This is a genomic window from Paenibacillus sp. R14(2021) (assembly GCF_019431355.1).
GTDB lineage: Bacteria > Bacillota > Bacilli > Paenibacillales > Paenibacillaceae > Paenibacillus_Z.
The window spans coordinates 3233663-3258292 of record NZ_CP080269.1 but is presented as its reverse complement, the minus strand read 5'-3'; the positions used below and the strand labels follow the sequence as shown (position 1 = coordinate 3258292).

Annotated in this window: 20 protein-coding genes; 17 read left to right on the top strand and 3 right to left on the bottom strand. The window is 55.3% G+C overall.

The features are described from left to right. Positions 1-207 precede the first annotated feature (207 nt). The 6 genes from KXU80_RS15155 (at position 208) to KXU80_RS15130 (ending at position 7239) form a co-directional block, all read left to right on the top strand. Entirely contained in the window at positions 208-795 is a 588-nt protein-coding gene (locus tag KXU80_RS15155; RefSeq protein ID WP_219834104.1) for a DUF6518 family protein, read from the top strand. 121 nt (positions 796-916) lie between these two features. Then, positions 917-1426: a GNAT family N-acetyltransferase gene (locus KXU80_RS15150; RefSeq protein ID WP_219834103.1), complete on the top strand. Its 510-nt coding sequence runs from the start codon at positions 917-919 to the stop codon at positions 1424-1426. 14 nt (positions 1427-1440) lie between these two features. Next, positions 1441-1986, top strand: coding sequence for a nucleoside-triphosphatase (locus tag KXU80_RS15145; protein ID WP_219834102.1), 546 nt, complete (start codon positions 1441-1443; stop codon positions 1984-1986). 251 nt (positions 1987-2237) lie between these two features. After that, positions 2238-3953, top strand: a complete 1716-nt coding sequence (locus KXU80_RS15140; RefSeq protein WP_219834101.1) for a response regulator transcription factor — start codon at positions 2238-2240, stop codon at positions 3951-3953. 13 nt (positions 3954-3966) lie between these two features. Then, positions 3967-5784: a cache domain-containing sensor histidine kinase gene (locus KXU80_RS15135; protein WP_219834100.1), complete on the top strand. Its 1818-nt coding sequence runs from the start codon at positions 3967-3969 to the stop codon at positions 5782-5784. Positions 5785-5847: 63 nt separating this feature from the next. Beyond that, on the top strand, positions 5848-7239 hold the full coding sequence (locus KXU80_RS15130; protein WP_219834099.1) for an ABC transporter substrate-binding protein: 1392 nt from the start codon (positions 5848-5850) through the stop codon (positions 7237-7239). 103 nt (positions 7240-7342) lie between these two features. Here the strand turns inward: KXU80_RS15130 and KXU80_RS15125 are convergent, their stop codons facing one another. Beyond that, a complete protein-coding gene (locus KXU80_RS15125; RefSeq protein ID WP_219834098.1) occupies positions 7343-8545 on the bottom strand; it encodes a copper amine oxidase N-terminal domain-containing protein in 1203 nt (400 codons plus the stop codon). A gap of 251 nt (positions 8546-8796) precedes the next feature. On the opposite strand from KXU80_RS15125, the gene KXU80_RS15120 reads away from it, so the two are divergent. From KXU80_RS15120 to KXU80_RS15070, 11 genes are all read left to right on the top strand, one after another. Next, positions 8797-10245, top strand: coding sequence for an ABC transporter substrate-binding protein (locus KXU80_RS15120; RefSeq protein WP_219834097.1), 1449 nt, complete (start codon positions 8797-8799; stop codon positions 10243-10245). A 106-nt stretch (positions 10246-10351) separates the two neighbouring features. Beyond that, complete coding sequence (locus tag KXU80_RS15115; protein ID WP_219834096.1) at positions 10352-13330, top strand: extracellular solute-binding protein; 2979 nt, start codon at positions 10352-10354, stop codon at positions 13328-13330. A 21-nt stretch (positions 13331-13351) separates the two neighbouring features. Further along, the gene (locus KXU80_RS15110; RefSeq protein WP_219834095.1) at positions 13352-14302 is read left to right on the top strand and encodes a carbohydrate ABC transporter permease; all 951 of its coding nucleotides are present in this window, start codon (positions 13352-13354) and stop codon (positions 14300-14302) included. A 16-nt stretch (positions 14303-14318) separates the two neighbouring features. Next, positions 14319-15182: a carbohydrate ABC transporter permease gene (locus KXU80_RS15105; protein ID WP_219834094.1), complete on the top strand. Its 864-nt coding sequence runs from the start codon at positions 14319-14321 to the stop codon at positions 15180-15182. Positions 15183-15194: 12 nt separating this feature from the next. Further along, a complete protein-coding gene (locus KXU80_RS15100; RefSeq protein WP_219834093.1) occupies positions 15195-16619 on the top strand; it encodes an NHL repeat-containing protein in 1425 nt (474 codons plus the stop codon). Next, positions 16616-17263: a Yip1 family protein gene (locus KXU80_RS15095; protein WP_219834092.1), complete on the top strand. Its 648-nt coding sequence runs from the start codon at positions 16616-16618 to the stop codon at positions 17261-17263. The genes KXU80_RS15100 and KXU80_RS15095 overlap by 4 nt, the downstream gene beginning before the upstream one ends. A 9-nt stretch (positions 17264-17272) precedes the next feature. Continuing rightward, a complete protein-coding gene (locus tag KXU80_RS15090) occupies positions 17273-19516 on the top strand; it encodes a DUF5696 domain-containing protein (RefSeq protein WP_219834091.1) in 2244 nt (747 codons plus the stop codon). 2 nt (positions 19517-19518) lie between these two features. Then, a complete protein-coding gene (locus tag KXU80_RS15085) occupies positions 19519-20388 on the top strand; it encodes a carbohydrate ABC transporter permease (RefSeq protein ID WP_219834090.1) in 870 nt (289 codons plus the stop codon). Between the two features lie 22 nt (positions 20389-20410). Beyond that, positions 20411-21424, top strand: a complete 1014-nt coding sequence (locus KXU80_RS15080) for a carbohydrate ABC transporter permease (RefSeq protein WP_219834089.1) — start codon at positions 20411-20413, stop codon at positions 21422-21424. Between the two features lie 56 nt (positions 21425-21480). Further along, on the top strand, positions 21481-22476 hold the full coding sequence (locus KXU80_RS15075) for a Gfo/Idh/MocA family protein (RefSeq protein WP_219834088.1): 996 nt from the start codon (positions 21481-21483) through the stop codon (positions 22474-22476). Then, complete coding sequence (locus tag KXU80_RS15070) at positions 22473-23342, top strand: sugar phosphate isomerase/epimerase family protein (RefSeq protein ID WP_219834087.1); 870 nt, start codon at positions 22473-22475, stop codon at positions 23340-23342. Before KXU80_RS15075 ends, KXU80_RS15070 begins: the two co-directional genes overlap by 4 nt. Before the next feature lie 171 nt (positions 23343-23513). Here KXU80_RS15070 and KXU80_RS15065 read toward each other — a convergent pair whose 3' ends face one another. Continuing rightward, complete coding sequence (locus KXU80_RS15065) at positions 23514-24059, bottom strand: DinB family protein (RefSeq protein WP_219834086.1); 546 nt, start codon at positions 24057-24059, stop codon at positions 23514-23516. Positions 24060-24114: 55 nt separating this feature from the next. Next, positions 24115-24510, bottom strand: coding sequence for a VOC family protein (locus tag KXU80_RS15060; RefSeq protein ID WP_258171021.1), 396 nt, complete (start codon positions 24508-24510; stop codon positions 24115-24117). Between the last annotated feature and the right edge of the window lie 120 nt (positions 24511-24630).

Here is a 24630-nt window from a genome sequence, read left to right as displayed (position 1 = left end):
CCTATTATCCAGTATATGGATTATAAATGGAAGACTTGAGCTGCTGCCAGCGATTGTCGCTTAGCGGTAGAAGACGAAGCGGTAACGAGTCGAATAAATTGATCCCAATTTGTTTGAAAAATTCGTGCCGGCGAATTAGAATGGACAAGACGTTTGTTCAAGCAAATTACATCAGGTGTCTACAGCTTCGGATCGGGAGGATTTACTTTGAAAAGGTCGAGTTTTGGCGCATATCTTATTGTCTCGGCAATCGCGGGACTTCTTGTGGGCATCGCAACAGTGCTGGGGCAGGGCCTATTGCCCGGAAATTGGAATTCGCTCGCAAATTCCGGCGCGGTATGGCTTGTTCCGGCGTTCTTCCTCGGCGGAATCGGCACATCGAAAACAAGAGCTGCGGCCGGAGGTGTCATCTCGCTGATCGGCATGGTGGCGGGTTACTACGGATACGCGAGGTTCGTACAGCATATGCCGCATTCGCTCTATTTTGTAATCGTATGGCTCGTGGCTGCTGTCGTCGGCGGAGTGATCTTCGGCCTCGGCGGCTATCTCTGGGGACGCAAATACGGCAGTGCGCTGCTCGGCGGCGTGTTCGTAACGGAAGGATTGAATATTTTCCTGCACGAGGGCTACGATCACATGCATGGCTTCGGCGCTGCGGAGCTGGTCATTGGCATTGCGCTCGTGCTGGTCATTGAACGCTCCAACTGGGCACGCTTCATTTCGCTGGCCGCGATGGTCCCTGTCGTGGTACTCGGGCTGCTCGGCTATGGGCTGCTGGCTTCAATCACGGGTTGAGTTCATATTGTAATCGATACGGCTGCTGAGCGAGATGCTTGGCAGCTGTTTCTTCATCTAGATGCTTTCAGAATTGGTTGCAATCGTGGTAGATTCCGTACAATAGAGGAGGGTTCCTAATATGAACATTCAGTTGTCGCTCGTCCCTTACGAGGATAAGACAGTATTGCAGCACCTCATTCAGTTGTATCGTTACGACAGCAGCGAATTCGACGGTCATGTTCTAAACAGGCATGGGTTGTACCTGTATAAGTACTTTGATCATCAGTGGACGGATGAATACCGGCGTCCATTTATCGTCACGGTGGACGAGGAGATCGCGGGATTTGCCCTGGTTATGCTGGACGTGCCGCAAGCGTATATGAAGCTGAACACGGCAGAGCGGACCAACGTAATCAGCGAATTCTTTATTATGCGAAAATATCGGCGACAAGGCGTGGGCAAGCAGGCGGCCTTGTCCGTATTTCAACAGTTTCCGGGCACTTGGGAGATTAGACAAACCGCATCCAATAAGGACGCCTACTCGTTCTGGAAGCATGTCATTCACAATTATAGAGCAGACGGCAGCTATCAAGAGGCAAGCGTACATAATGACAGCTGGAACGGGCCGGTATTCGTCTTTGAATCTTAAGCGGGAGGTAACGCATGGAGACAACCAGAAATCATGTGTTTCTATTGACGGGCAAAGCACGATTGGGGAAGAGCACGGCAATGAAGGCTATCCTGCAGCAATTGGGGCCAGGCAGATGCGGCGGCTTCTTTACGGAAGAAATGCGGGATGCATCGGATCGGATCGGTTTTCGGTGCGTGACGGCGGACGGCGACAGTGAAATCATCGCCAGCGTTGCGAGTGCGAGTCCGCTTCGCATCGGTCGTTACGGCGTAGAGGTTGAACGCTTCGAGGCGATTGCGCTTCCCGCCATTCGCAGGTCCCTCCAACATAAACAGATCACGCTGATCGATGAGATTGGATTCATGCAGGTGCTCTCGGAGCCTTTCGCGCAGCTGTTGGAGGAAATCGTCTTGAATGAACGATATCTTATCGCAGGCACGGTATGCTTGGACAGCCATCCGGTTATTGATCGCATCAAGCGAGCTCCCGGCATAGAGCTGGTCATGCTGACGGAGGATAACCGGGACGGCATGGCGGAACGATTCATTCGCGGGATGGAGCTCGGCTCGTTGAAGTAGGGCACGCGAGCGGTCATACGCGGACGCGACAGCCAACCTGCAACATTCCGCCAAACGACAATACACTGGTGATAGTTTTGTATACTTGTAGAAAGAGGATGGAAATTGAAAGAAAGGAATATGTAAGGAGGCTGCCGAAAAGTAAAAATAATGCACCAAATCCAAAAATAAAAACATTATATTAGATTCCCAGCTTCTGTAAGATGAGTAGTAAAGCATGACGGTGACGATTCAATGAGGAGGGCATTCGTATGGTAAAACTCATGGTAGTCGACGATGAACTTTGGATTCGGGAAGGGTTGAAGCAGACCATTGATTGGGCGGCGCACGGCATTGAGTTTATCGGCGACGCCGAGGATGGCCTGCAGGCGCTGGAGCTGCTGGAATCGAACGTTCCGGACATCATGATTACGGATATTAAGATGCCCTCTATGGATGGAATGGAGCTTATGGAAGAAATGAAGCGGCGTGGTATCGTTACCAAGGTAATCTTCATAAGCGGCTTCAACGATTTCGTCTATGCACAGAAGGCCGTTAAGCTGGGGGCCTTCGACTATATATTAAAGCCGATCGAGGAGAATGTGCTGCTTGAGATCATTGACCGCTGCGTCGCCGAGATCAAGCAGAAGCGGAAGCTGTTCTCCCGTATGGAAGAGCTGTCCGGCCTGGTGAGGGAAAGCATTCCGCTCGCGAAACAGAAGCAGCTCGAAATTTGCTTGTCCCGGCCGATTGCAGGGCAGGAGCTTCGGGCCAAATGGGAGGCCCTCGGCATTGACCTGAATCCGGAGCGGCTCGTGGTGCTGTCTGCCGTCGTCCATGATTGGGGCGAGCGCGCCTTGAACGAAAGCGGGTGCTCGCTCATGCGTTATGCGCTCGGCAATCTCATGGCGGAGATGCTCGCGGAAGAAGGCGTCCGCAGCTTGGCCTGTCCGCTGCATGAGAATGATTTTGCGGACGTGGCGCTTATCGCCTCCTTGGAGGATGGGACAGCTTCCGCAGGTCAAGACGATGTGTGCCGCGGCGCGGATCGGATGATTAAGCGGGCACTGCAGATTCTAGGCTTGCGCATCAGCATTGGCGTCAGCGGCACGGGGGAAGGGAAGAAGCTTTTTTTCGCGTTTAGGGAAGCGCTTACATATAGTGTTGATTATTTTGTACGTGGTGCGGGTCTCGTACATGGTACAGCAGCGGGATGCACGCCCTCGTCCGGCGTAAGAGAAGGTCATGCCACAGCGCCGGCGCATCGAACGGGCGGATCAGGCGACATGCACGAAGCCCTTGCCGGCGAGGTTCCCTATATCACGATTCAGACGGAGGCGCTGGATACGGCGTGGTCCAATCGGATGCTTCACGCCATGAAGCAGATGGACGAAAGCAGATTGTCCGAGCTGCTGGATGAGCAGCTGAAGCTGCTTCAAGAGACGGTCAAGCAGGGAAGTGCGTTTGCCGTTCGCTGCGAGATGAATCTGTATATCGACATGCTGCTGGCCAAATGGCAGGAGCTGTGCAGGGGCAAGGACCGCGCCAAGCCCCGCGAGATTACGCATCAGATGAAGCTGCAGCTGTACCGATGTCCGCTTCCGGATTGGAAGCAGACGGTGATGAACGCTTTTCTCAAGAAAGATTCAGGCGCGGCCGGATTCGGACAGAAACGAACGATCGAGCACGCGCTGCGCTATATCCACGACAACTTTCATCTTGGCATCAGCCTTCATAACGTGGCCGAGACGATCTACTTGAACCCCTCGTATTTCAGCAGAATGTTCCATGAAGAAGTCGGAGAAACACTCAGCCGCTATCTCATCCGCATCCGGATTTCCAAGGCCAAAGAGCTGCTTGAACAAACACCCCTCAAAATTTATGAAATCGCCGACCGGGTCGGCTATAAGGATTTTCGCCATTTCGTGAAGACGTTCAAGGAGTGGGAGGGCATGACGCCCGCCCAGTTCCGCAACTACGGCGCATAGAAGAGAGGTCATCATGATGCTGTCTTTCGTTCGCAAATCGAATCTAACTTCGGTAGGCGTTAAGGTGTTCGGCTTCTACGTCGCAAGCATGCTGATTATTATCGCCGTTATGGGCTATCTCGCCTATGACAAATCCGCGGAAATGATCGAAACCAAAATCGGGGGCATGGCACTCCAAAACGTACAGCAAATGAGCAAGCGGCTCGATACGATTCTGGCGGGCTACGAGGACCGCTCGCTGCTCGTTCTCGGCAACAAGAATATCCAGAAGCAGCTGGTCGGAGACTTTCAGAACGGGCTGGAGCGGATCGATACGAACAATGACAACACGGCGTTTCTCGCCAATCTCGTCAATTCCAGAAACGATATCGAGAACATCTATCTGCTCGGAGAGAAGGGCTATTCCTTCCGGTATTCGCCGCGAGATTCGTTTCCCGTCTACAATCCGTACGCTGCCGATTATGCTGAAACCGAATGGTACAAGCGAGTTCGCGAGGCGGACGGGCAAGTCGTTTACTTCGGCATCGGGCCTTCCCTGATCAGAGGCGAGCAGCCCGGCGCGGGGCCGGTGTTCTGCTTTGGCCGGGCGGAGAAGGACGTCAACCGGCGCGGCGAAATTATCGGCGTGCTGCTGTACGAGATGGATCCCATCGAAATTACGGATCTTCTTGCGGAGATCGACTACGATGGTTCCGGCATGAATATACTCATTGATCAAGAAAAACGAATTGTCGGAGACAAGGACGGCTTGCTGGGCGCAATCCCCATCGGCCTTCCGCTGTCGAAGGCGAATCAAGGCATATTCAGCAGTCAGAAGGGCGGCGAGAACAAGCTCGTCGTCTACAACCGGCTGGAAACCGCGGACTGGACGCTGGTCGGCATGATGCGCGGTACGGACTTAATGAAGGAAGCCCGGGATATCCGCTGGTATATGCTAACGCTCGGCGTCATATTCTCCTCGATCGGCATCTTGCTGGCGGTCATTATTGCATCGTCGGTGCACCTGCCGCTGCAGAAGATGATTCGGGCGATGCGCAAAGCAAAGAACGGGGATTTCGACGTGCGGATCATGGACAAGCGGGAGGATGAATTCGGGTATTTATTCATTCATTTCAACGAAATGGTAGCTCGGATCAAAGCGCTGATCAACGAGCTGTACGTGCAGAAGCTGCTGGAGCAGGGGCTTCAGCTGAAGATGCTGGGCTCGCAGATCAATGCTCATTTTCTATACAATACCTTGGATTCCGTGCACTGGATTGCCCGCATTCATAAGGTCGACGACATCAGTACGATGGTCTTCGGCTTGTCCAAGTATTTGAGGCTAAGTCTAAGCGAAGGCAAGGATGAGGTCGCCATCAGCCAGATTGCGCAATTGATCGACAGCTATATTATGATTCAAAAGGTTCGGTACCGGGATAAATTCTCGCTGCATCTGCACGTGGACGAGTCGCTTGGCGACTACAAGGTGTTGAAATCGATCTTCCAGCCGATTGTGGAGAATGCCATCTATCACGGGCTGGAGAAGAAATCGGGTAAGGGCAGGCTCGATGTTTCGTTCCTTCAGGAAGGCGGCAGCTTGAAGTTTATCGTGGTGGACGATGGGAAAGGAATTGCGCCGGATAAGCTGAAGGAGCTGCGCGAGCAGCTGCTGCGGCGCGGCGGGGATACGATCGAGGGAAGCCATTTTGCACTTCGCAATATTAATGCTCAGATTCAAATCGCTTACGGCTCGCCGTACGGTATCGAAATCGACAGCTGGAGCGGCCAGGGGACGCGGGTCACGCTGACCGTTCCGCTGTTAAGGAGTGATCCCGTCAGACAAATCAGCTAGCGCCGGCAGGCGCCAAGAGGATTCGGATTGCAAGATGCCTGACAGAGGGGGATGAATGTAACGATGAAGAAGCTTCTGATTCGCCGAAGAACACCTGTATCGATCTTGGTTGTCTTCACGGTCGCCGTCATCTTGTTCGTAAACGCCTGCGGGTTCGGCACCGGTTCGAGCACGAAGGCCGGAGCGCTGGATGCAGAAGATCCTTCCCTGAATGAGAACGAGGCAGGCGGCGAGCCCGTTACGATCAGCTTATGGTTTCCATGGGGCGGCGGCTTCAAGAAGGAGTTCGACGACACGGTCGTCAAGCCGTTCGAGGCGGCGAACCCTGATATTAAAGTCCAGCTGACGTTCGTCGAGAACTCGGATAATTCGCAGGCGTCAGACAAGCTGTTGACGGCAATTGCCGGCGGACGGGCTCCGGACGTCGCGATGCTGGACCGGTTCGTCGTCGGGGAATGGGCGGCCATGGATGCGCTGGAGGACTTGTCGGAGAGGGCGAAGCAGGATCAAATCGCCGGCATGTATTACCCTGCCATGTGGGCGGAGGCGCAGTATGACGGGAGAACCTATGCCCTTCCGTGGAATACGGACAGCCGGGCGATGTTCTACAACAAGACCATGATGAAGGAAGCGGGACTCGACCCGGACAAACCTCCGGCCACCATTTCCGAGCTTGATGGCATGGCGGAGAAGATGTTTAGGACGAACGGCAAGGGAGACTACGACCAGGTGGGGATGATTCCTTGGCTGGGTCAGGGCTTCTTATATACGCACGGCTGGAATTTCGGCGGCGAATGGGAGAAGAACGGAGCGCTGACGCCGAATGATCCCGCCATCGTGAACGCGCTGCGTTGGATGCAGTACTATGCCAAGAAATACGGCACGAAGAAACTATTCAGCTTCACGAATGCCTTGAAACAGACCGGGAGAAATCCGTTCCTCTCCGGCAAGGTAGGCTTTATCTACGAAGGCAATTGGCTGTTGAACGAAATCGGGGATTCATCGTTCGACTGGGGCGTAGCACCGATGCCTACCGTGGACAGCAGCTTGGATGAGACCTGGGCGGGGGGCTGGTCATTCGTCATGCCGAAGGGGGCGCGGCATCAGGAGCAGGCCTGGAGGTTCATTACCTTCATTACGGGCAAGGAAGGCGCGCTGCTGTGGGCGAGCCGGGCAGGAAGCAAATTCGATATTACCAGCATTCCGGAGGTAAATGCGCAGCTTGGACTGGATCACAAAGAGAACCTGAGCGTCTTCGTCAATCTGCTGGCGCATGCGCATATCCGTCCGGTTACGCCTGTAGGCGGCTACATGTGGGACGAGATGTACCGCGTGCAGAATCTGGCGGTGCAGCTGCAGGGCGAGCCGCAGGCGCTGCTGAACCAGATGAAGAAGAAGGTCGATGCGGAGCTGGCTCGGGTGAAGGCAGGCGTGTTCGGCGAGACGTCGAAGTAGCGCCGAGAAGGGATACATAGCTGCGGCTCGAGGCGCTGGGCTGTATTCGAAAGGGGGGCTGCCTTTAGGCAGCCCCCCTTTCCATCGTCTGTATACACCTGCACTATGGCGCTAAGGTATACGTCAGGTCTTCATTCGGCCCCGATAAGGTTAGATGTCCGAACGTGAACGTATTCCCGGTTCTCTTCCCGAATTGAAGCCTGTCTCGCGGCGGAATCGTAACGTTTGGTTCTTGCTGCTCGAACAGCGACTGCTCTTCCTTGGAAAGCAGCTCCTTATACAAGATGATCGGCGCTGCTAAGTCGGGACGAACAAGGAGCAGCGTTTGTGAGGAATAAGGTCGAATGACCAGCGTATCATCGGCTGCGGAAGCATATTCCACGGTGTAGTCTTCGTCCTTGCCGCCAAGCTTCTTCAAATCATAGGTTCGGACGGCCTTGCCGGCTGCATCAACAAGGAGCAGCCGCGAACCGTCCACCATCGCGACTAATCCTTCCGCGTTCAGCATGCTCTGCACCTTGCTCACGCCATAATACGAGGCTGACGACGCCCTGACGAGCTTGCCCTCGTGAAGGAGCAGCCGGTAAATCGTATTGGCAAGACTCGGCTCGCCGTAGTTGTGCGTCACCTCTAGAACGACGGTTTGGTTGTCGATGCGGGACACCGACATATCGACGTATTGGCCCGCTCTGACAGCCGAATAGCCGATCTGATGCGGCATCTCGAAGCCTGCAGCCCTATAGACAATGCCGTTGTCTCTTCGCACCCAGTACCGATTATTGCCTTCGCCGGATAATACACTGCGGACGGTATAAGAGACGCCTATCAACTGACCGGGATAGGCTCGGATACTGCCGCCCGCCCAATTCGCGAGCTCCCGAAGCGGCAAGCTTAGGCTGCCGCTTCGGACCATTAATGCTGCAGACATCCTGCGGCTTATGCCGTTAATAACCGCGGTGCGGCTGCCGGCCTTCCAGCTTAGCGTCCGATTCGGACCGCTGATCTTCAAGCTCTTCGACTTCGCGTCGTAGGACCAGACCAAATCCCGGAACATGGCGGACGCCTGCCGGCAGGATAGATACGTTGTCCCTTGATGAACGAAGAAGTCTGCGTTCGGGTGCTTCCCATCGAAAATATAAGTGTCAGGGGAAATACCGGCATCGGGTAAAAGGGTTGACGCTGTGCGGTCGGCTATTGAAGCCGGCGTGTTTGCAGCGGCGGCGCGTGCCGGCTGTGCCTGGGTATTGTATAGTGCGGTGAAAGCGGCAAGGGCAATAACGGTCACCAGTATTCTCTTCAGCTTCATAGGCTGTACACCTCCTTTAGCATTTGTCATCCAGACGATTAACATTGTAAAAAAGTTACAGAACGTACAATTTCACGCATTAAGAAGAGTGCCGGCCGATTCTGGGCAGGCACTCTTCTTGCGTTCAGGCGCAAGGTAGCAAAAATACTACACCAAATCCAAAACCGCTCGCATTACCCCATTAAATAAATCCATCTACACTAAAGCTAGGCTCCAAATTCTCAATAAACCAGTTTGAAGGAGGCTTGTAAGTGGAGAACAAAAGCATGGGCACTCTGCGAGTAAGACCGGGCATGATCAAGTTTTTCGTAACGGCTTTAGCATTAAGTTTGGTATTGACAGGCTGCGGGGGGGCAAACGGAGGCGGCAATTCCAACACGGCGGACACCGATAATGCGGCGAAAACAAACAATGCCGCGTCGACGGACAACGCGGCGGCGGACACGAAAGACGCGAATGCGGCTAACAACGACGCAGGCAAGGACAGCGGCGAGAAAGTCACGCTCGACTTCTGGTCCTGGAGCGGCAAATTCCAGACCGATTTCACGAAGATCGTCATCAGCGAGTTCGAGAAGCTGCACCCGAATATCAAGATCAAATACATCCCAGACCAAGGCGGCAACGACAAGCTGACCACCTTGATCGCCGGCGGCACGCCTCCGGACGTCGCGATCCTCGACCGTTTCATGGCAGGCGCATGGGCAGCCAAAGGCTCGCTTGAGAGCTTGCAGCCCTACCTCGAGACTGACAGTGAAGTCGGCGCGGACGACTACTACCCGGCCGTATGGGCGGAAGGCAACTACAACAACGAACTGTACGCGATGCCGTTCGGAACGGATAACCGCGGCATCTACTATAACAAGACGCTGATGAAAGAAGCGGGCCTGGATCCGGAGAAGCCGCCGACCACGGTCAGCGAGCTGGACGCCATGGCGGAGAAAATCTTCAAGAAAACGACGAGCGGCGGGTATGAGCAGGTCGGCTTCATTCCTTGGATGGGACAAAGCTACCTGTACACGCAAAGCTGGAACTTCGGCGGCGAATGGACGAAGGGCGATGAGCTGACGCCGAACGATCCTCAGATCGTCAAGGCGCTGGAATGGATGGCCGGTTACGCCAAGAAATACGATATGGCCAAAATCAACAAATTCAACGACGTCATGGGCAAAACCGGCATCAACCCGTTCTGGACAGGCAAAGTCGGCTTCATGGTCGACGGCAACTGGATTCTGAACGACCTGAAGAGCAACGCGAAGGTCAAACCGACGTTCGAATGGGGCGTCGCGCCGATGCCTTCCGAAGATGGCTACCCGCAAACGACGTGGGCAGGCGGCTGGTCCTTCGCGATGCCGAAGGGTGCGAAGCATCCGAAGGAAGCGTGGGAATTCCTGAAATTCATCGCAGGCTACAAGGGTACGCTGCTCTGGGCAAAACGCGCGGATGCCGGCAATGACATTACGGCGATGCCACAAGTAAACGATGAAATCAAAATCGCGGACAACCCGCAGCTTAAAGTGTTCCTGGACATGATGCCGCAAGCGCATTTCCGCCCTGTTACACCGGCCGGACAGAAGATGTGGGACGAGACGTTCCGCGTGCAGGATCTCGCATTGAACGGCAAAGGCGAGCCGAAGAAGCTGCTTGACGAAGTGAAGAAGAATGTCGACAGCGAGCTGAAGAAACTGCAAGCAGCCAAATAGGGAATAGGCGGGGAAAGGGGTAGGTATCAGGCTGCCCCTTTCCCATTCCTGCGCGGATGCGCAGATCGCGGCCTGGTGGAATTGAACGACAAAGAGGTGACGGGGCTTGAAATGGAAGTGGAATAGGGCGTTGAAGTGGAAGAAAATCATGCTGATCTTGTTTGCTTTTCTTCTCTGCTCGGTAACCTTCGGCGAGAACCTGCAATCGTACGCCAGCGATCGTTTGCGGGACCGCAATCAGAACCAGGGCGTGCCGCAGTCGGATTCGGATCAGCTGTCCATTGACGATATCCTGCAGCCGACGTACGGCAAGACGCTTGCGGCCTATCAGCAGAAGGGCTATAAGCCGGCGGAGCAGCCGGATATCGTGGTCAAGGCCGATCAGTATTCGGCTTTCGGAGGCACGAAACCCGCATCGGAAACAGTCAACGGCCAATCTTCGGCGCTCGTATGGGCGAAGGGAACCGAATGGCTCGAATGGACGATGGAGGTTCCGGCGGACGGCCTGTACAATCTCGAGGCGCGTTACTATCCCCTGGCGGGGAAACGGCTGCCGATTCAGCGCGAGCTGCTCATCGACGGGCAAAGCCCGTTCCGCGAGGCGCAGCGCATTTTTTTCTACCGCAACTGGGTCGATAGGGGCAACCCCGTTCAAAACAATCAAGGCGACGACGTCAGGCCGAAGCAGCTGGAGAAGCCGTTGTGGATTGATCAGTCGATCGTCGACGGCAACGGGTTATATCCAGACGCATTCCAATTTTATTTGACCGCGGGCAAGCATGTGATCCGGATGAATTTCCTGGTCGAGTCGATGGCCGTCGATGAACTGCGTTTGACGGCGCCGGAGCGGCCGCCAAGCTACGACGAAGCAAAGCAAGCATACCAAGCGGAAGGCTACGAGCCGGTAACGAACGTGGATGTAAAGGTACAAGCGGAGAACAATCCGATGAAGTCCGATCCGACGATTCGCAGGGAATCGAACGGCGATCCGCTCATGGAGCCGGCGGGCAACGGTCGGATCAAGCTGAACGCGTTCGGCGATTGGCGCTGGCGCAAAGGCGGCCAGAAGGCGTCTTGGACGTTCACGGTGCCGAAGGACGGATTGTATAAGGTAGGTCTGAAATTTGGACAATGGTGGGGCGATGGGCTTCCGTCCTATCGTCAAATTCTTATAGATGGGCAGGTTCCGTTCAAGGAATTGGAGCTGTACCCGTTCAGTTACTCGCGCAATTGGCGCATCGAAACGCTGCATAAGACGAATGCCAAGACGGATGAGGATGAACCGCTGCTGATGCACCTGACGGCAGGGGAGCATACGATTTCCATGGTGGCCGAGGTTGGCCCGTATCAAGCCATCATCGAAGGGCTGACGGCGGATACGCAGAAGCTGTCCGATCTGTACCGCCGCATCATCATGGTGACCGGACCGACGCCGGATCCGAACTTCGAATACGAGCTTGGGAAGAAAGTGCCCGAGCTGATCAATGATTTGAAAGCGATCGCCGACGATTTGCTCGTCCGGATGGATGCGCTGAACGCCATATCGGAGAAACAGCCGAGCACGGTGAGCAGCCTGCGGATGATGAACCATACGTTCATGAAAATGGTCAACAATCCGGACATTATCCCGAGGCAGCTGTCGGAGCTCAGCAACAGCCAAACGAGCCTCAGCACCCTGCTGATGGGGTTACAGAACGTGCCGCTCGTGCTGGATTACCTGATGATCAGCGCGCCGGATACGCATTATCCGAAGGTAAAATCGAATATTTGGCAGAAGACCGTCAGCACGGTGAAGAACTTCGCGGCTTCCTTCACGAAGGATTACACCGGCGTGGGCAGCGTCTACGGCGAGGACGGAGAAGTGTCCGCCGAAGAAGGTCCGGTCCTCGAAGTCTGGGTCTCCCGCGGCAAAGAGTGGGCGGAGATCATGAAGGAGATGGCGGAGGAGGATTTCACGCCGAAGACCGGCATCCGCATTAATGTGAACACGCTGCCGGCCGGCCAGCTGAACTCCGGTTCCGTCAATACGCTGCTGCTCGCGGCAAGCTCCGGCAAGGCGCCGGACGTCGCAACCGGCGTCGACGCGCATCTGCCCGTCGAATTCGCGATCCGGGACGCGTCCGTGGATCTGTCGCAATTCCCGGATTACAAGGAAGTGAGCAAGCGTTTCCTCCAAGGCGCGCTCATTCCGTTCCAGTATAACGGCGGCAACTACGCGCTGCCGGAGACGCAGGATTTTAACGTGCTCGTGTACCGCAAGGATATTTTGAAGGAGCTCGGCGTCAACGTCCCGCAGACGTGGGAGGACACCTATTCGATGCTGCCGATCCTTCAGCAGAACGGGATGCAGATGTACTATCCGATTTCGTCGCTTGGCTTCATGCCGTTCCTCTATCAGAACGGCGGCGAATTCTACCAGAAGAACGGCCAGAAGTCGGGCCTCGATTCGCCGGAAGCGTTCCAAGCGTTCACAGAATGGACGGAGCTGTACACCAACTACAAATTCCCGGTCCAGGCAAATTTCTTTAACCGGTTCCGCACAGGGGAAATGCCGGTCGGGATCGCGGATTACCTGACGTACGTGCTGCTCTCGACAGCGGCTCCGGAGCTGGTCGGCCGCTGGGGCGTGGCGCCTTCGCCGGGCCACAAGAAAGCGGACGGCACCATCGACCGCACGAGCGGCGGAGCCGTGCAGTCCGTGGCGATCTTCAAGCAATCGAAACATCAGAAGGAAGCGTGGGAGTTCCTGAAGTGGTGGACGAGCGCGGAGAGCCAGGTGCAGTTCGGTCAAGAGCTGGAGGCGCTGCTCGGCGTCGAGGCCCGCTGGAATACGGCCAACATCGAAGCGTTCCAGCAGCTGCCTTGGCCGGAGGACGATCTGAAGTCACTGACCGACCAATGGAAGTACTACAAGGAGCAGCCGTACGTGCTCGGCGGTTATTTCACGGCGCGTAACATCGACAACGCCTGGAACCGCGTCGTGCTGGGCGGCCAGAACATCCGGGAATCGCTCGAGCAGGGCATTAAGGATATTAACAAAGAGCTTGAAGCCAAGCAAAAAGAATTCGGATTCACGCCGGAGTAGCGGCGCGGAAGGAGGAGCGGTATGCAAAGCAGCGTGGAAGTAAATAGTCCGCTTCAGCTGACAGCCGAAAAGGAAAGACGTTTCCGATTAACCCAGGCGGGGAGGAAGGCCGCGCTCGGTTACTTGTTCCTGAGCCCTTTCCTCATTCTCTTTATCATTTTCACGGTCATACCCGTCGTCCAGTCCGTCTACTTAAGCTTCACGTACTACAACATGCTCCAGCCTGCCAAATGGGTCGGACTCTCCAACTACAGCGTGTTGTTCCTCGAGGACGACACCTTCATCAAATCGCTTAAAAACACGTTCGTCTTCGCCATCATCGCAGGACCGCTGAGCTACTGCCTCTCCTTCCTGCTCGCGTGGGTCATCAACACGCTGCGGGCCAAGATGCTGTTCTCGCTCGCCTTCTACGTGCCGTCCATTACGAGCGGCATCGCGCTGTCAATTGTCTGGCTGTACATTTTCTCGGGCGACCGGTACGGCCTGCTGAACAACTGGATGCTGAACTGGGGCATGATCAGCGAGCCGATCCTATGGACGACGGATCCAGACACAATCATGCCGGTCATCGTCATCGTATCGCTCTGGATGAGCATGGGCACCGGGTTTCTGGTCTTCCTGGCGGGGCTGCAGAACGTATCGCCGGAGCTCTACGAGGCCGGCGCGATTGACGGCATTTCCAGCCGCTTCCAAGAGCTGTGGTACATTACGCTGCCGCTCATGAAGCCGCAGCTGCTGTTCGGCGCGGTCAACTCCATCGTCGCCGCCTTCGGCGTCTTCGACATCGCCGTCGCGATCGCCGGCATGCCGAGCCCGAACTACGCAGGGCATACGATCATCTCGCATTTGTTCGACTATGCCTTCATCCGCTTCGAGCTCGGCTATGCGTCGGCCATCGCGGTGTTCCTGTTCTTCCTGACGTTTGGCCTCGGCCGCATCGTCATGAAACTATTATCGTCCAAAGACCAATAGAGGAGGGCCAGCGTTCGTGACGATTAACTATGCGAAGTTTGTTGCCCGCTTCAACAGGGGATTGTTGTACGCATTCATGATCGCGCTGGTCGGCTTCACGGCCTTGCCGATCATCTACATGGTTTCGACGGCGTTCAAGCCGCTTGACGAGCTGTTCCTGTATCCGCCGCGGTTCTTCGTGCAGAAGCCTACCCTGCGCAGCTTCTTCGACTTGCTGACGGCGACCGACAGCTCGGTCGTTCCGTTCACGAGGTATATTTTTAACAGCCTGTTCATCTCCGGCTCGATCGTGGCGCTCAGCTTGTTCGTATGCAGCCTTGGCGCGTACGTGCTGTCCAAGTTCAAACCGCCGGGCGCGGGGTTTATTTTCTCCGTGATTCTGTCGGCACTCATGTTCGCGCCTCAGGTGACCCAGATTCCGACGTACATGATCGTCTCCAACCTGGGTCTCGTCAACACGTACTGGGCACTCATTCTGCCGAAAATCGCGGTCGCGTTCAACATTTTCCTCATGAAGCAGTTTTTCGATCAAATCCCGGATGCGCTGATCGAAGCGGCGCATATCGACGGGGCGTCAGACTGGAAGATTTTCTGGAAGGTCATCATGGCGGTGAGCAAGCCGGCTTGGGCGACGCTGATCATCTTCTCGTTCATCGGCAACTGGAACGATTACTTCTCGGCGCTCGTCTTCACGACCAGCGAGACGATGAAGACGCTGCCGCTCGCCATCCAGACGCTGGCCGGTGGTCCAGGTGTGGTTGCGAGGTCGGGCGCGCTTGCCGCGGGTACCTTCCTCGTGACTCTGCCGCCGATTGTGATCTTCTTGCTGTTCCAGAAGCTGATCATGAATACGATGGTTCATTCGGGAATCAAATCTTAGGGGGCGGACACGTTGCTGCACAAACGAATTACGGCGGGCATCATCGGCTGTCTGCTGCTGCTGATCGGCGGGTTACCCGCCTACGCACTCCCGCAAATGTCGTATACGCTTGACCCGATGTACGGCTACAGAATCCCGATTCCGCTCACCTATACCGTCGACCGCGTCGTGCTCGACATCGGCGATCTCGGGTTTAACAAGCCGAGCGATATGTTTCTCGATGATCAAGGGCTGCTCTATGTCGCGGACACGGACAATAACCGGATCGTGAAGCTGAACGGCGACGGCAAGGTGCTCGCGATCTTTGGCAAGGATCAAGGCGTCGAGCTCGATCAGCCGAGCGGCATCTTCGTCGATCAGCTGGGCGATATGTTCGTTGCGGATACGGGCAGCGGGCGGGTTATTCACCTGTCGCCGAAAGGCGAATTCGTCGAAGAGTTCGTCAAGCCGAAGTCGAGCCTGCTCAGCGAGGATCTCGAATTCGCGCCGGATAAGGTCATCATGGACCGCCGCGGCTATTTATACGTCCTGAATAAGAACGACTACAGCGGCTTCATGATGATCGATGCCATGAACCGGTTCCGGGGCTACATTGGCGCGAACCGCGTGCCGTTCGATTGGAAGAACCTGCTTATCCGCCTCCTGGCAACGCCGGAGCAGCGGGAGCAGCTGAACAACGCAGTACCGGCGCAGAACGCGAATCTGACGATAGACACCAAAGGCTTCATCTATTCGCCGACGGTACTTATCGACGCGGATCAGATCAAGAAGTTTAACGCCATGGGCGAGAACATCTACAAGAAAGCCGCCTTCGGCCAGCCTTCCATCGACAGCGGCACGCTGGAGCAGCCGTACTTCGTCGATCTTGCGGTTGACCAATACGGCGTCGTGAACGCGCTCGACGCCATGTCGCGCAAAATCTACCAATACGACCAAGAGGGTAATCTGCTGGCCGTATTCGGCGGCCAAGGCGACGTGAAGAGCCGGTTCGAGTACCCGACCAGCATCGTGGTGGATAAAGCCGGCAAGATCTACGTGCTCGACCGGGACCGGAACAACATCCAGGTGTTCCAGCCCACGCGGTTCGCGGAGTTGATCCATCAGGCGAGCCAGCTGCATTTCAACGGCCGCTACCAGGAGGCGCTCGTCCCATGGAAGGAAGTATTGAAAATCGACGAGAACTATCCGCTGGCGCATCGCGGCGTGGCCAAGGCGCTGATGAAGGAAGAGCGCTGGAAGGATGCCATGAAGGAATTTAAGCTGGGCGAGGATCAGGACGGCTATTCCAAGGCGTTTGCCGAGTACCGGCACGATATCATGCGCAAATACTTAGGCTGGCTGCTCATCGGCGCGGCGCTCATCGTTTACGCGATCTACCTCATCGTGAAAGGAATGATTCGCGTCACGAATACCGTCATAAGGAGGTATGGATTTTGACCAAAACGGAGCTCATGAAACAATCCGGGCTGCGGTCGCTGCGGCTCGGCATCGCCATCCTCTTCCATCCTGCCGACGGGTTCGAGGAGCTGCAGAAGAACAAGAGCCTGGTCTCGGCATTCGTGCTCATCGTGATGACCCTGTGCGTTCGGATCATCACGATCTACATGACGAGCTTCCACATTACGGCGCTGCAGCCGCAGTACGCGGATTTGAATCTGGAATTGATCCGCTTCGTAGTGCCGCTTATTTCCGGTGTCGTCGCTTGTTATTTGATTACTGCGATCATGGACGGCGAGGCGTATTTCAGCCAAATTCTGACCGCGATGTCGTACGCCTTGATTCCGTATATCGTGTTTGCCATTCCGCTCGCGGCCATCTCTCAGGTGCTCTCGAGAGGCGAGATCGGACTCTATCACAGCATCAATCTCCTGATTTGGATATGGGTCGCCCTGTTGATCTTCATTCAACTGAAGGTGCTGAACGACTATTCGTTTAAGAAATCGGTCGGCGTGCTTCTTCTAAGCGTTTTTGCCTTCATCATCTTCTGGGGCACCGTCGGACTTGTCTTCGCCTTGACGAACCACGTTCTACAGTTCGCGCGCGAAGTCTTCATCGAAGTCCGCTATTTAATGGAGAATTAAGGGGGTACCATGAATACGAGAAAAGCCAAACAATGGATCTATTATTCGGTAGTCGGCTTGGTCATCGCTGCGCTCGTTCTCCTGGCGCTCCCCTCTGTGAAAAGCGCGGTCGAACGAGCGAAGCAGGAGATCAAGGTGAAGACCGCAGCCGCCGACGAGGCCGCAGGAGACGCGCCGGAAGACGACAGCCAGCCTGAGGAGCTGGGCTCGTACGAGAAGGTAGCGGAGACGGACCGTCTCGAGCTCCGCTTCCGGGCCGCCGACTCCGCAATAGAGGTGGAGGACAAGAGCAACGGCCATGTCTGGCAGTCGACGGTGCCGCTGCAGGATGTGAACACCGACGGGAATGAGCTGTGGACGGCCAGCAGTCAGTCGATATTCCATTTGACCTTCACGGACCCGAACCTGCCGGCACTCGAAACACAGGAGACGAACTCCGTGCTGGAGAAGCCGAAGATGAAGGCAACGCCGCTTGCGGACGGTATTTCCGTCCATTATGAATTGGAGCGGCTGAAGATCAGCTTCGATATGAAATTCCAGCTGAAGGGCGACGCCCTCGAAGTCACTGTTCCGGGTCAATCCGTACAAGAGTCGAAGAACAACTGGCTGATGGCGATCGCGCCGCTTCCGTTCTTCGGGGCGGCGACGGACCACGAGCAGGGCTACTCGGTCTATCCGGACGGCCCCGGCGCGCTGTCGACCTTCAAGCCGATTCATCCTTCTTATCTGAACCCTTACCGGGCCAGCGTTTATGGTCCGGACACGATTACGTTCGAGAATTACAAACGGGAAATGAACGCGATGCTGCCGCTCTTCGGGCTGAAGGTCAGCGACAACGCATTCGTCGGCATGATCACGAAGGGTGAATACGATGCTAACATTTTGTACTCGCCGAGCGGGTATTTGATCAACTTGAACCGCGTATCCTCGGAGCTGGTGTACCGGCGCGAATACGAGGCGGTGAAGAAAGACGGGAACTTGACCAAGAAGCCGGAGAAAGACCTGCTGCGCGAGGACCATACGATCCGCTACGTATTCTTAAGCGGAGAAGAGGCCGACTACAGCCATATGGCTTCGGCCTACCGGAACTATCTGGTGAAGGAGCAGGGCGTGCAGCCGCGCATCAAGAAGGGAGATCCCGTTCCGTTTGGTCTCGATCTGCTGATGGGCATCACGGAAAACCGCATTCTGTTCGATCATCTCATTCAGACGACGACCTACGAGGAAGCGCAGCAAATCATGGAGGATCTCGGCAAGAAAGGCGTGCAATCCATCTCCGCCAACCTGCTCGGCTGGACGGGCAAAGGATACTTGTCTTACCCGTCAGGCTATAAGCCTTCCACGAAGCTGGGCGGCATGAGCGGCCTGAAGAAGCTGAGCGAATACGCCAAAGCGAAGGGCATTCCGCTCTACTTACAGGACAATTACTTGATGGCCTTCAAAGGGATCAAGGGCTTCTCGACCCGCAGCGACGTCGTCGTCGGGGCGAATCATTTTGCCGTGACCGACCGCTACAGCGAGCTCTTCTACTTGAGCGCTGGCAAGCAGAACGACGAGTTCCAGAAGAAGATCGTGGATCCGCTTAGCAAGCTGTCGATCACGGGCATTAACTTCGACGGCGTCGGCTACGAGGACTATTACGACTACAACGACGGTTACGAGCAGACGCGCGAAGGGACGGCCGGGCAATGGATGGAGATGATGGCCAAGTCCGAGAAGCAATTCGGCGGCGCCGCTTCCATCGGCGGCAACGGCTATACGCTTAAACACTCCTCGCGCCTGTTCGGCATTCCGATGGAGGACAGCGGGTTCTTCTTCACCGACGAGACGATTCCGCTCTATCAGATGGTCGTGCACGGGCTGATTCCGTACTCGGGCGATCCGCAGAACCTGTTCTACGATCCGCAGCTGCAGTACCTCAAGATGGTGGAATACGGCTATATGCCTTACTACCAGTTTACGGCGAATCACGCAGAGGATCTGAAGGACACCTACTATAACGATCTGTTCAGCTCGTCGTATACCAATTGGTCGGCCCAGTCGGTCCGGCAGTACAAGGAAATGAACGAGAAGCTGCAGTCCGTGTGGTCGCAGACAATCCGCGAGCACCGCAAGCTTCAGAAGGACGTGTACGAGGTGACGTACGAGGACGGCACCCGCGTCATCGTCAACTATACGCCGCGCGAGGTCCGCACCGATGACGGCCATGTCGTGCCGGACAACAACTTTATCGTCGTGCCGAAGGGAGGATAAGCATGAGAGGGCAGAAGATGAGTTTGGAACGTAAGAAAATGATGGCGGGCTATGTCTATATCGCGCCGTGGGCAATCGGTTTTGCGTTGTTTATGCTCTATCCGCTGGTCTATTCCCTTTGGCTCAGCTTCCATGAGGTGGCAGGGGTCGGCAATTTCGAGCTGACCTCCGTCGGCTGGGGCAATTTCAACAAGGCTTTCGTGCTCGATACGAAGTTTATCCCGCTGTTTATCTCGGTTATTCAGGATGCAGTTATCAATACGCCGCTCATACTCGTATTCTCGCTCTTTATCTCCATCCTGCTGAATCATAACATCCGGGGGCGCGCATTCTTCCGGGCGGCGTTCTTCCTGCCCGTGCTGATCGGCTCCGGTCTTGCGATGCAGCAGCTGCTGTATGCAGGCGTCGGCAAGGATACGCTCGTGAACGGGATCGGCGTGCCGGATGAGGTATTCCTCTACATGGGGCCGACGTTCTCGCAGATCGTCTTCGACATGCTGAGCCGGCTGACCGTGATTTTCTGGAAGACGGGCGTGCAGATTCTGCTCTTCCTGGCTGGTCTGCAGGGTATCTCCGTATCGCTCTATGAGTCGGCAAGATGCGACGGAGCGACGGAGTGGGAGATGTTCTGGAAGATTACGCTGCCGCTTATGACGCCGATTATTCTGCTCAATCTCGTCTATACGTGCGTCGATTCCTTCACGGATATCAACAACCGAATGATGGTGTATATCAAGGATACGGCCTTTACCAATATCGAGATGGGCTACGCTTCAAGCATGGGCTGGATTTACTTCCTGTTTATTTTCCTGCTGCTCGTCCTTGTGTTTGTGTCTACCCGCCGACTGATTATTTATACTGGCGAAAAATAAGCTGCAAGGAGGTATCCGCATCATGCTGTCGAACCCGATAGGTAAGACCAAACCGCAAAAAGCAGCCGCTCATGCGCAAGCACCTGCACAAGCACAAGCAAGAGCAGCCGGCAGTAAAGTCAAGGCTCTGCGAAATCATACAGTATTAAGCCGCATCGGAAGCAAAAGCCGCTGGATCGGGCTCATTTACCGCATCTTCGTTTACGTCATCCTGATCGACTTGGCTTTCGTGTTTCTGTATCCGTTTATCTATATGATGACGACCTCGCTCAAGCAGCCTGTGGATCTGATGAATTTCACGATCAAATGGATTCCGACGAGTCTAGCTTGGGAGAACTTCTATTACGGCATGAAAGGGCTGCAGTTCTTGACCCATTTCAATAACTCGGCGCTGATCGCGGTTCTCAGCGTGGTGGGTCAAGTGCTGTCCTGCTCCTTCATCGCGTATGGCTTCGCCCGGATCAAGTTCCCCGGGCGCGAGGTGCTGTTCGTGCTCTGCATGTTTACGATGATTATTCCGCCGCAGACAATTATCGTGCCGTTGTTCATGCAGTACAAGACGATGGGCTGGCTGGACAGCGTGCTGCCGCTTATCGTTCCTTCCTTCTTCGGCAACGGGCTTAGAGGCGCGCTCTTCATCTTCATCTTCCGGCAGCTGTTCCGGGGCTTGCCCTGGGAGCTGGAGGATGCTGCGCGGGTGGATGGCTGCGGCAGCTTCCGGGTGTATTGGAAGATTATTATGCCGCTGACGCCGCCCGCGATCGTCGTCACGACGCTGCTTTCCTTGGTCTGGCATTGGAATGATTTCTTCGAGCCGTCCATCTATCTGACGTCCGAAGAGAAATTCACGCTGCCGATGATGCTTCCTCGGCTGTATCAGTCGCTCGATACGTTAACGGGAAGCACGTTCGAAGTGTTCAGTTTACCCGTCGTCATGGCCGCAACGTTTTTTGCATTGTTTCCAATGCTCCTTGTCTATCTATTTCTTCAGCGCTATTTCATTCAAGGCGTGGAGCGTTCTGGATTGGTGGAGTAAGCCGAATACTGAAGCAATTGAGCTTGACAGTTCACTCACTTACAGGAGGTTAGGAAATGAGTAAAGTGCGCATTGGGTTTATCGGTACAGGCGGAATCGCGGGGCTGCATGCCCGGCAGCTGCTGGAATTGACGGAAGCGGAGATCACGGCCATTACGGATACAAGCGAGAGAAGCCGGGAGAGCTTCGTGACGAAGTTTAACCTCCAAGGCGTAGAGCAGTACACGAACTATCAAGATATGCTGGAGCAGGCGGAGCTGGATGCCGTCGTCATCTGTTCCCCGCACACGCTGCATTTCCAACAAGCCTACGATGTGCTGGACAGCGGGCTGCATGTGCTGATCGAGAAGCCGATGACCTGCTCGTCTGCGGAAGCAGAGCTGCTCATCCGCAAGGCGGAGGAAGCAGGCAAAATCATGCAGGTATCCTATCAGCGCCACTTCCAGCCGGAATTCTTATACATCCGCAATGCGATCGCAAACGGCGAGATCGGCAAGCTGACGTCCATCACGGCGTCGCTGTACCAGGAATGGAGACAGGGAACGCCGGGCTCCTGGCGCGCCAACCCGGCGCTATCCGGCGGCGGCTTCCTGATGGATTCCGGCAGCCACATTATCGACGTGCTGCTGTGGACATCCGGCTTGACGCCGATCGAAGTGAAGCCGCAGCTGCATATGCACGGCGCGGACGTGGAGATCGACACGTTCACATCGATCCGCTTCGCGGAAGGGCCGGTTGCCGGCTTGAACCTCGTCGGTTACTCCCCGTGTTGGCACGAGACCTTCGTCTTCTGCGGCGAGGAAGGCGGTATCTTCTACGACAACGGCAAAATCACGCTGCGCCGCTTGCGGCAGGAGCCGATCGTACCGGAGCTGCCCGTGCAGGAAACGAACCAAGACAAGAGCTTCATCGATTCGATTCTCGGACGGCATGAAGTGCTCGTGCCTGGCGAGTTTGCCCTGAAGGTCGTGAAGCTGTCCGAAATGATCTATCAAGCGGCCGGTTATGTGCCGGACGCAGCACTCGATTCCGAGGAGGAGCAAACAGCATGAATGTAAAACTTGGCATGCGGATTCCGCCGAAGATCGGATCGGAAGGCATTGAGAAGACCGCGCAATGGGCGGCAGGCGCTGGACTAAACGTTCTGGACGTCTCGCGGCTTACGCCGGAAGTGAAGGCAGCCTGCGAAGCGGCTGGCCTTGGCATCGGCTCGATCGATGCGCACCATACCGGGCAGCTGCTGAGCCGCGACGAGGGCCGCCGGGCGGATGCTTTGGAAGCGGCGAAGCGGGAGATGAGCGAGATCGCGGCGCTGGGCGGTCGCGTGCTGTTCATGTGCCTGGTACCGGAGGATCATACGCTGCCGCGCAAGGAGGGCTTCGCGATCTGGAAGGAAACCTTCCCGGAAATCGTAAGGCATGCGGAGCAGCAGGGCATCTATATCGCCATCGAGGGCTGGCCGGGACCTGCGCCGCACTATCCGACGCTTGGCTGCACCCCGGAGATGCTGCGGGCGATGTTCGAAGCGATTCCGTCGAAACACTTCGGCTTGAATTATGATCCGTCCCATTTGGTGCGGCTTGGCATCGATTACATTCGGGCGCTTGGCGAATTCGGCGAACGGATCAACCACGTCCACGGCAAAGATACTGAAATCCTGCATGATGAGCTGTACGAATGCGGCGTGCTGACGTCGACCTTCGGCGAGAAGTACGGATTCTCCGAAGGTTCCTGGCGCTACACGATTCCCGGTCATGGGGACGTCGAATGGGGCAAGGTGGCCGTTCGTCTCGACCGGCTCGGCTATGCGGGCGCGGTCAGCATCGAGCTGGAGGATCACCGCTTCTGGGGCTCCCTCGAGGCGGAGCGCCAAGGCATCGTGAAGGCGGCGGAGCATCTAGCACGCTGGTTTAAATAAGCTATCGAGGTACAGAGGAAGCCCCAAGCATTGTCGCTGACGATGCTTGGGGCTTCTTATGCGTAAGCGCCTGTTTATCTGAAATGGTACGTATCGGCCTTGCGGCTTGGAGACGCAGCTTTCTTGAAGCTGTACAACGCATTAACCTAATCCAGCGCTCTCTTATAATAATTATTCTACCTTCTCTAAATGCGACGAAGTATGCGTCCTATACCATTTGCGAAGCTGATTGATGTGCGCCTGATGATAGCGGCTATGGTCGGCCATATGCCACAGTCCCCAGCGCAGTGTTGCTTGTTTCTCATCGTCGTGTCCGAAGGTGACAACCCGAGCTAGATCAGCATCGGTTAACGAAGCACATGCTTCTTGCAGCAGATCTACTACGCTTTCATAGGCGGAGATAAGCGAATGCAAGGATTTGCCCTGAACCATCGGAAGCTTATTGTTGGTATCGATCATAGGGCCGTATTGTTCTCGTAGAGCATGAGGAAGCGGTTGTTCCATGATGCGATAAACCCAATTCAGATCCACGTACATGACATGTTGAATTAACTGGGCGGTACTATTGAAGCTGTGTGCCGGCCCTTTGTAATCGACTTCTTCTTGCGACATGCCGTCCGTGATGAGTTGCAGCCGTTTGTTATTCGTTTTCACCGCGGAATATAAGATTCCCACCAGAGGCGACATAGCTGCTTCACCCTGTAAATCGTAAAGCATGTTGTCTGTTTCCTCCTTCGTGCTTCGTGTATATTTCATATTCGATGGGGTGCAATCAGCTGCTGGATTTGCTCCCAGAACCGAAGCCAATCACATAGGCATCCGGGTCTTGTATACTAAACTCCTTCCAAGCTCCCCAATCATGCTCGGTTACATAGGGTTCGGAGACGATAATGGCTCCGCTTGCTTCGAATTCCGCATATAACTGGTCCAGCTCTTCGTGGGTCTTGACGTAGGCATAGGTATTCCAAGTCCCCTTGTTAGGTCGAACATCGGCTGGATCTTGCGCTTGAATGAATTTAAACCCTAATCCGAAATCATCTCTAATGGCCCAGTGTTCGTTCACTTCACATCCCAGTGCTTTCTCATAATACGTCTGCGTCTGTTCGAGATTAGAAACCAATAAGACAGTAAGCGAATTTTCGATCTTAGCTTTGGTTGTTTCCATCATAGATCGCTCCTTAATGGGAATTATATCCAAGTCAATATTAGCGAATATACGTTCGGTTGTAAAGGTTTTTTTGGAGGTGACTTACATGAAAGCGATGCTGTTTAAAGACAAACAAAAGAA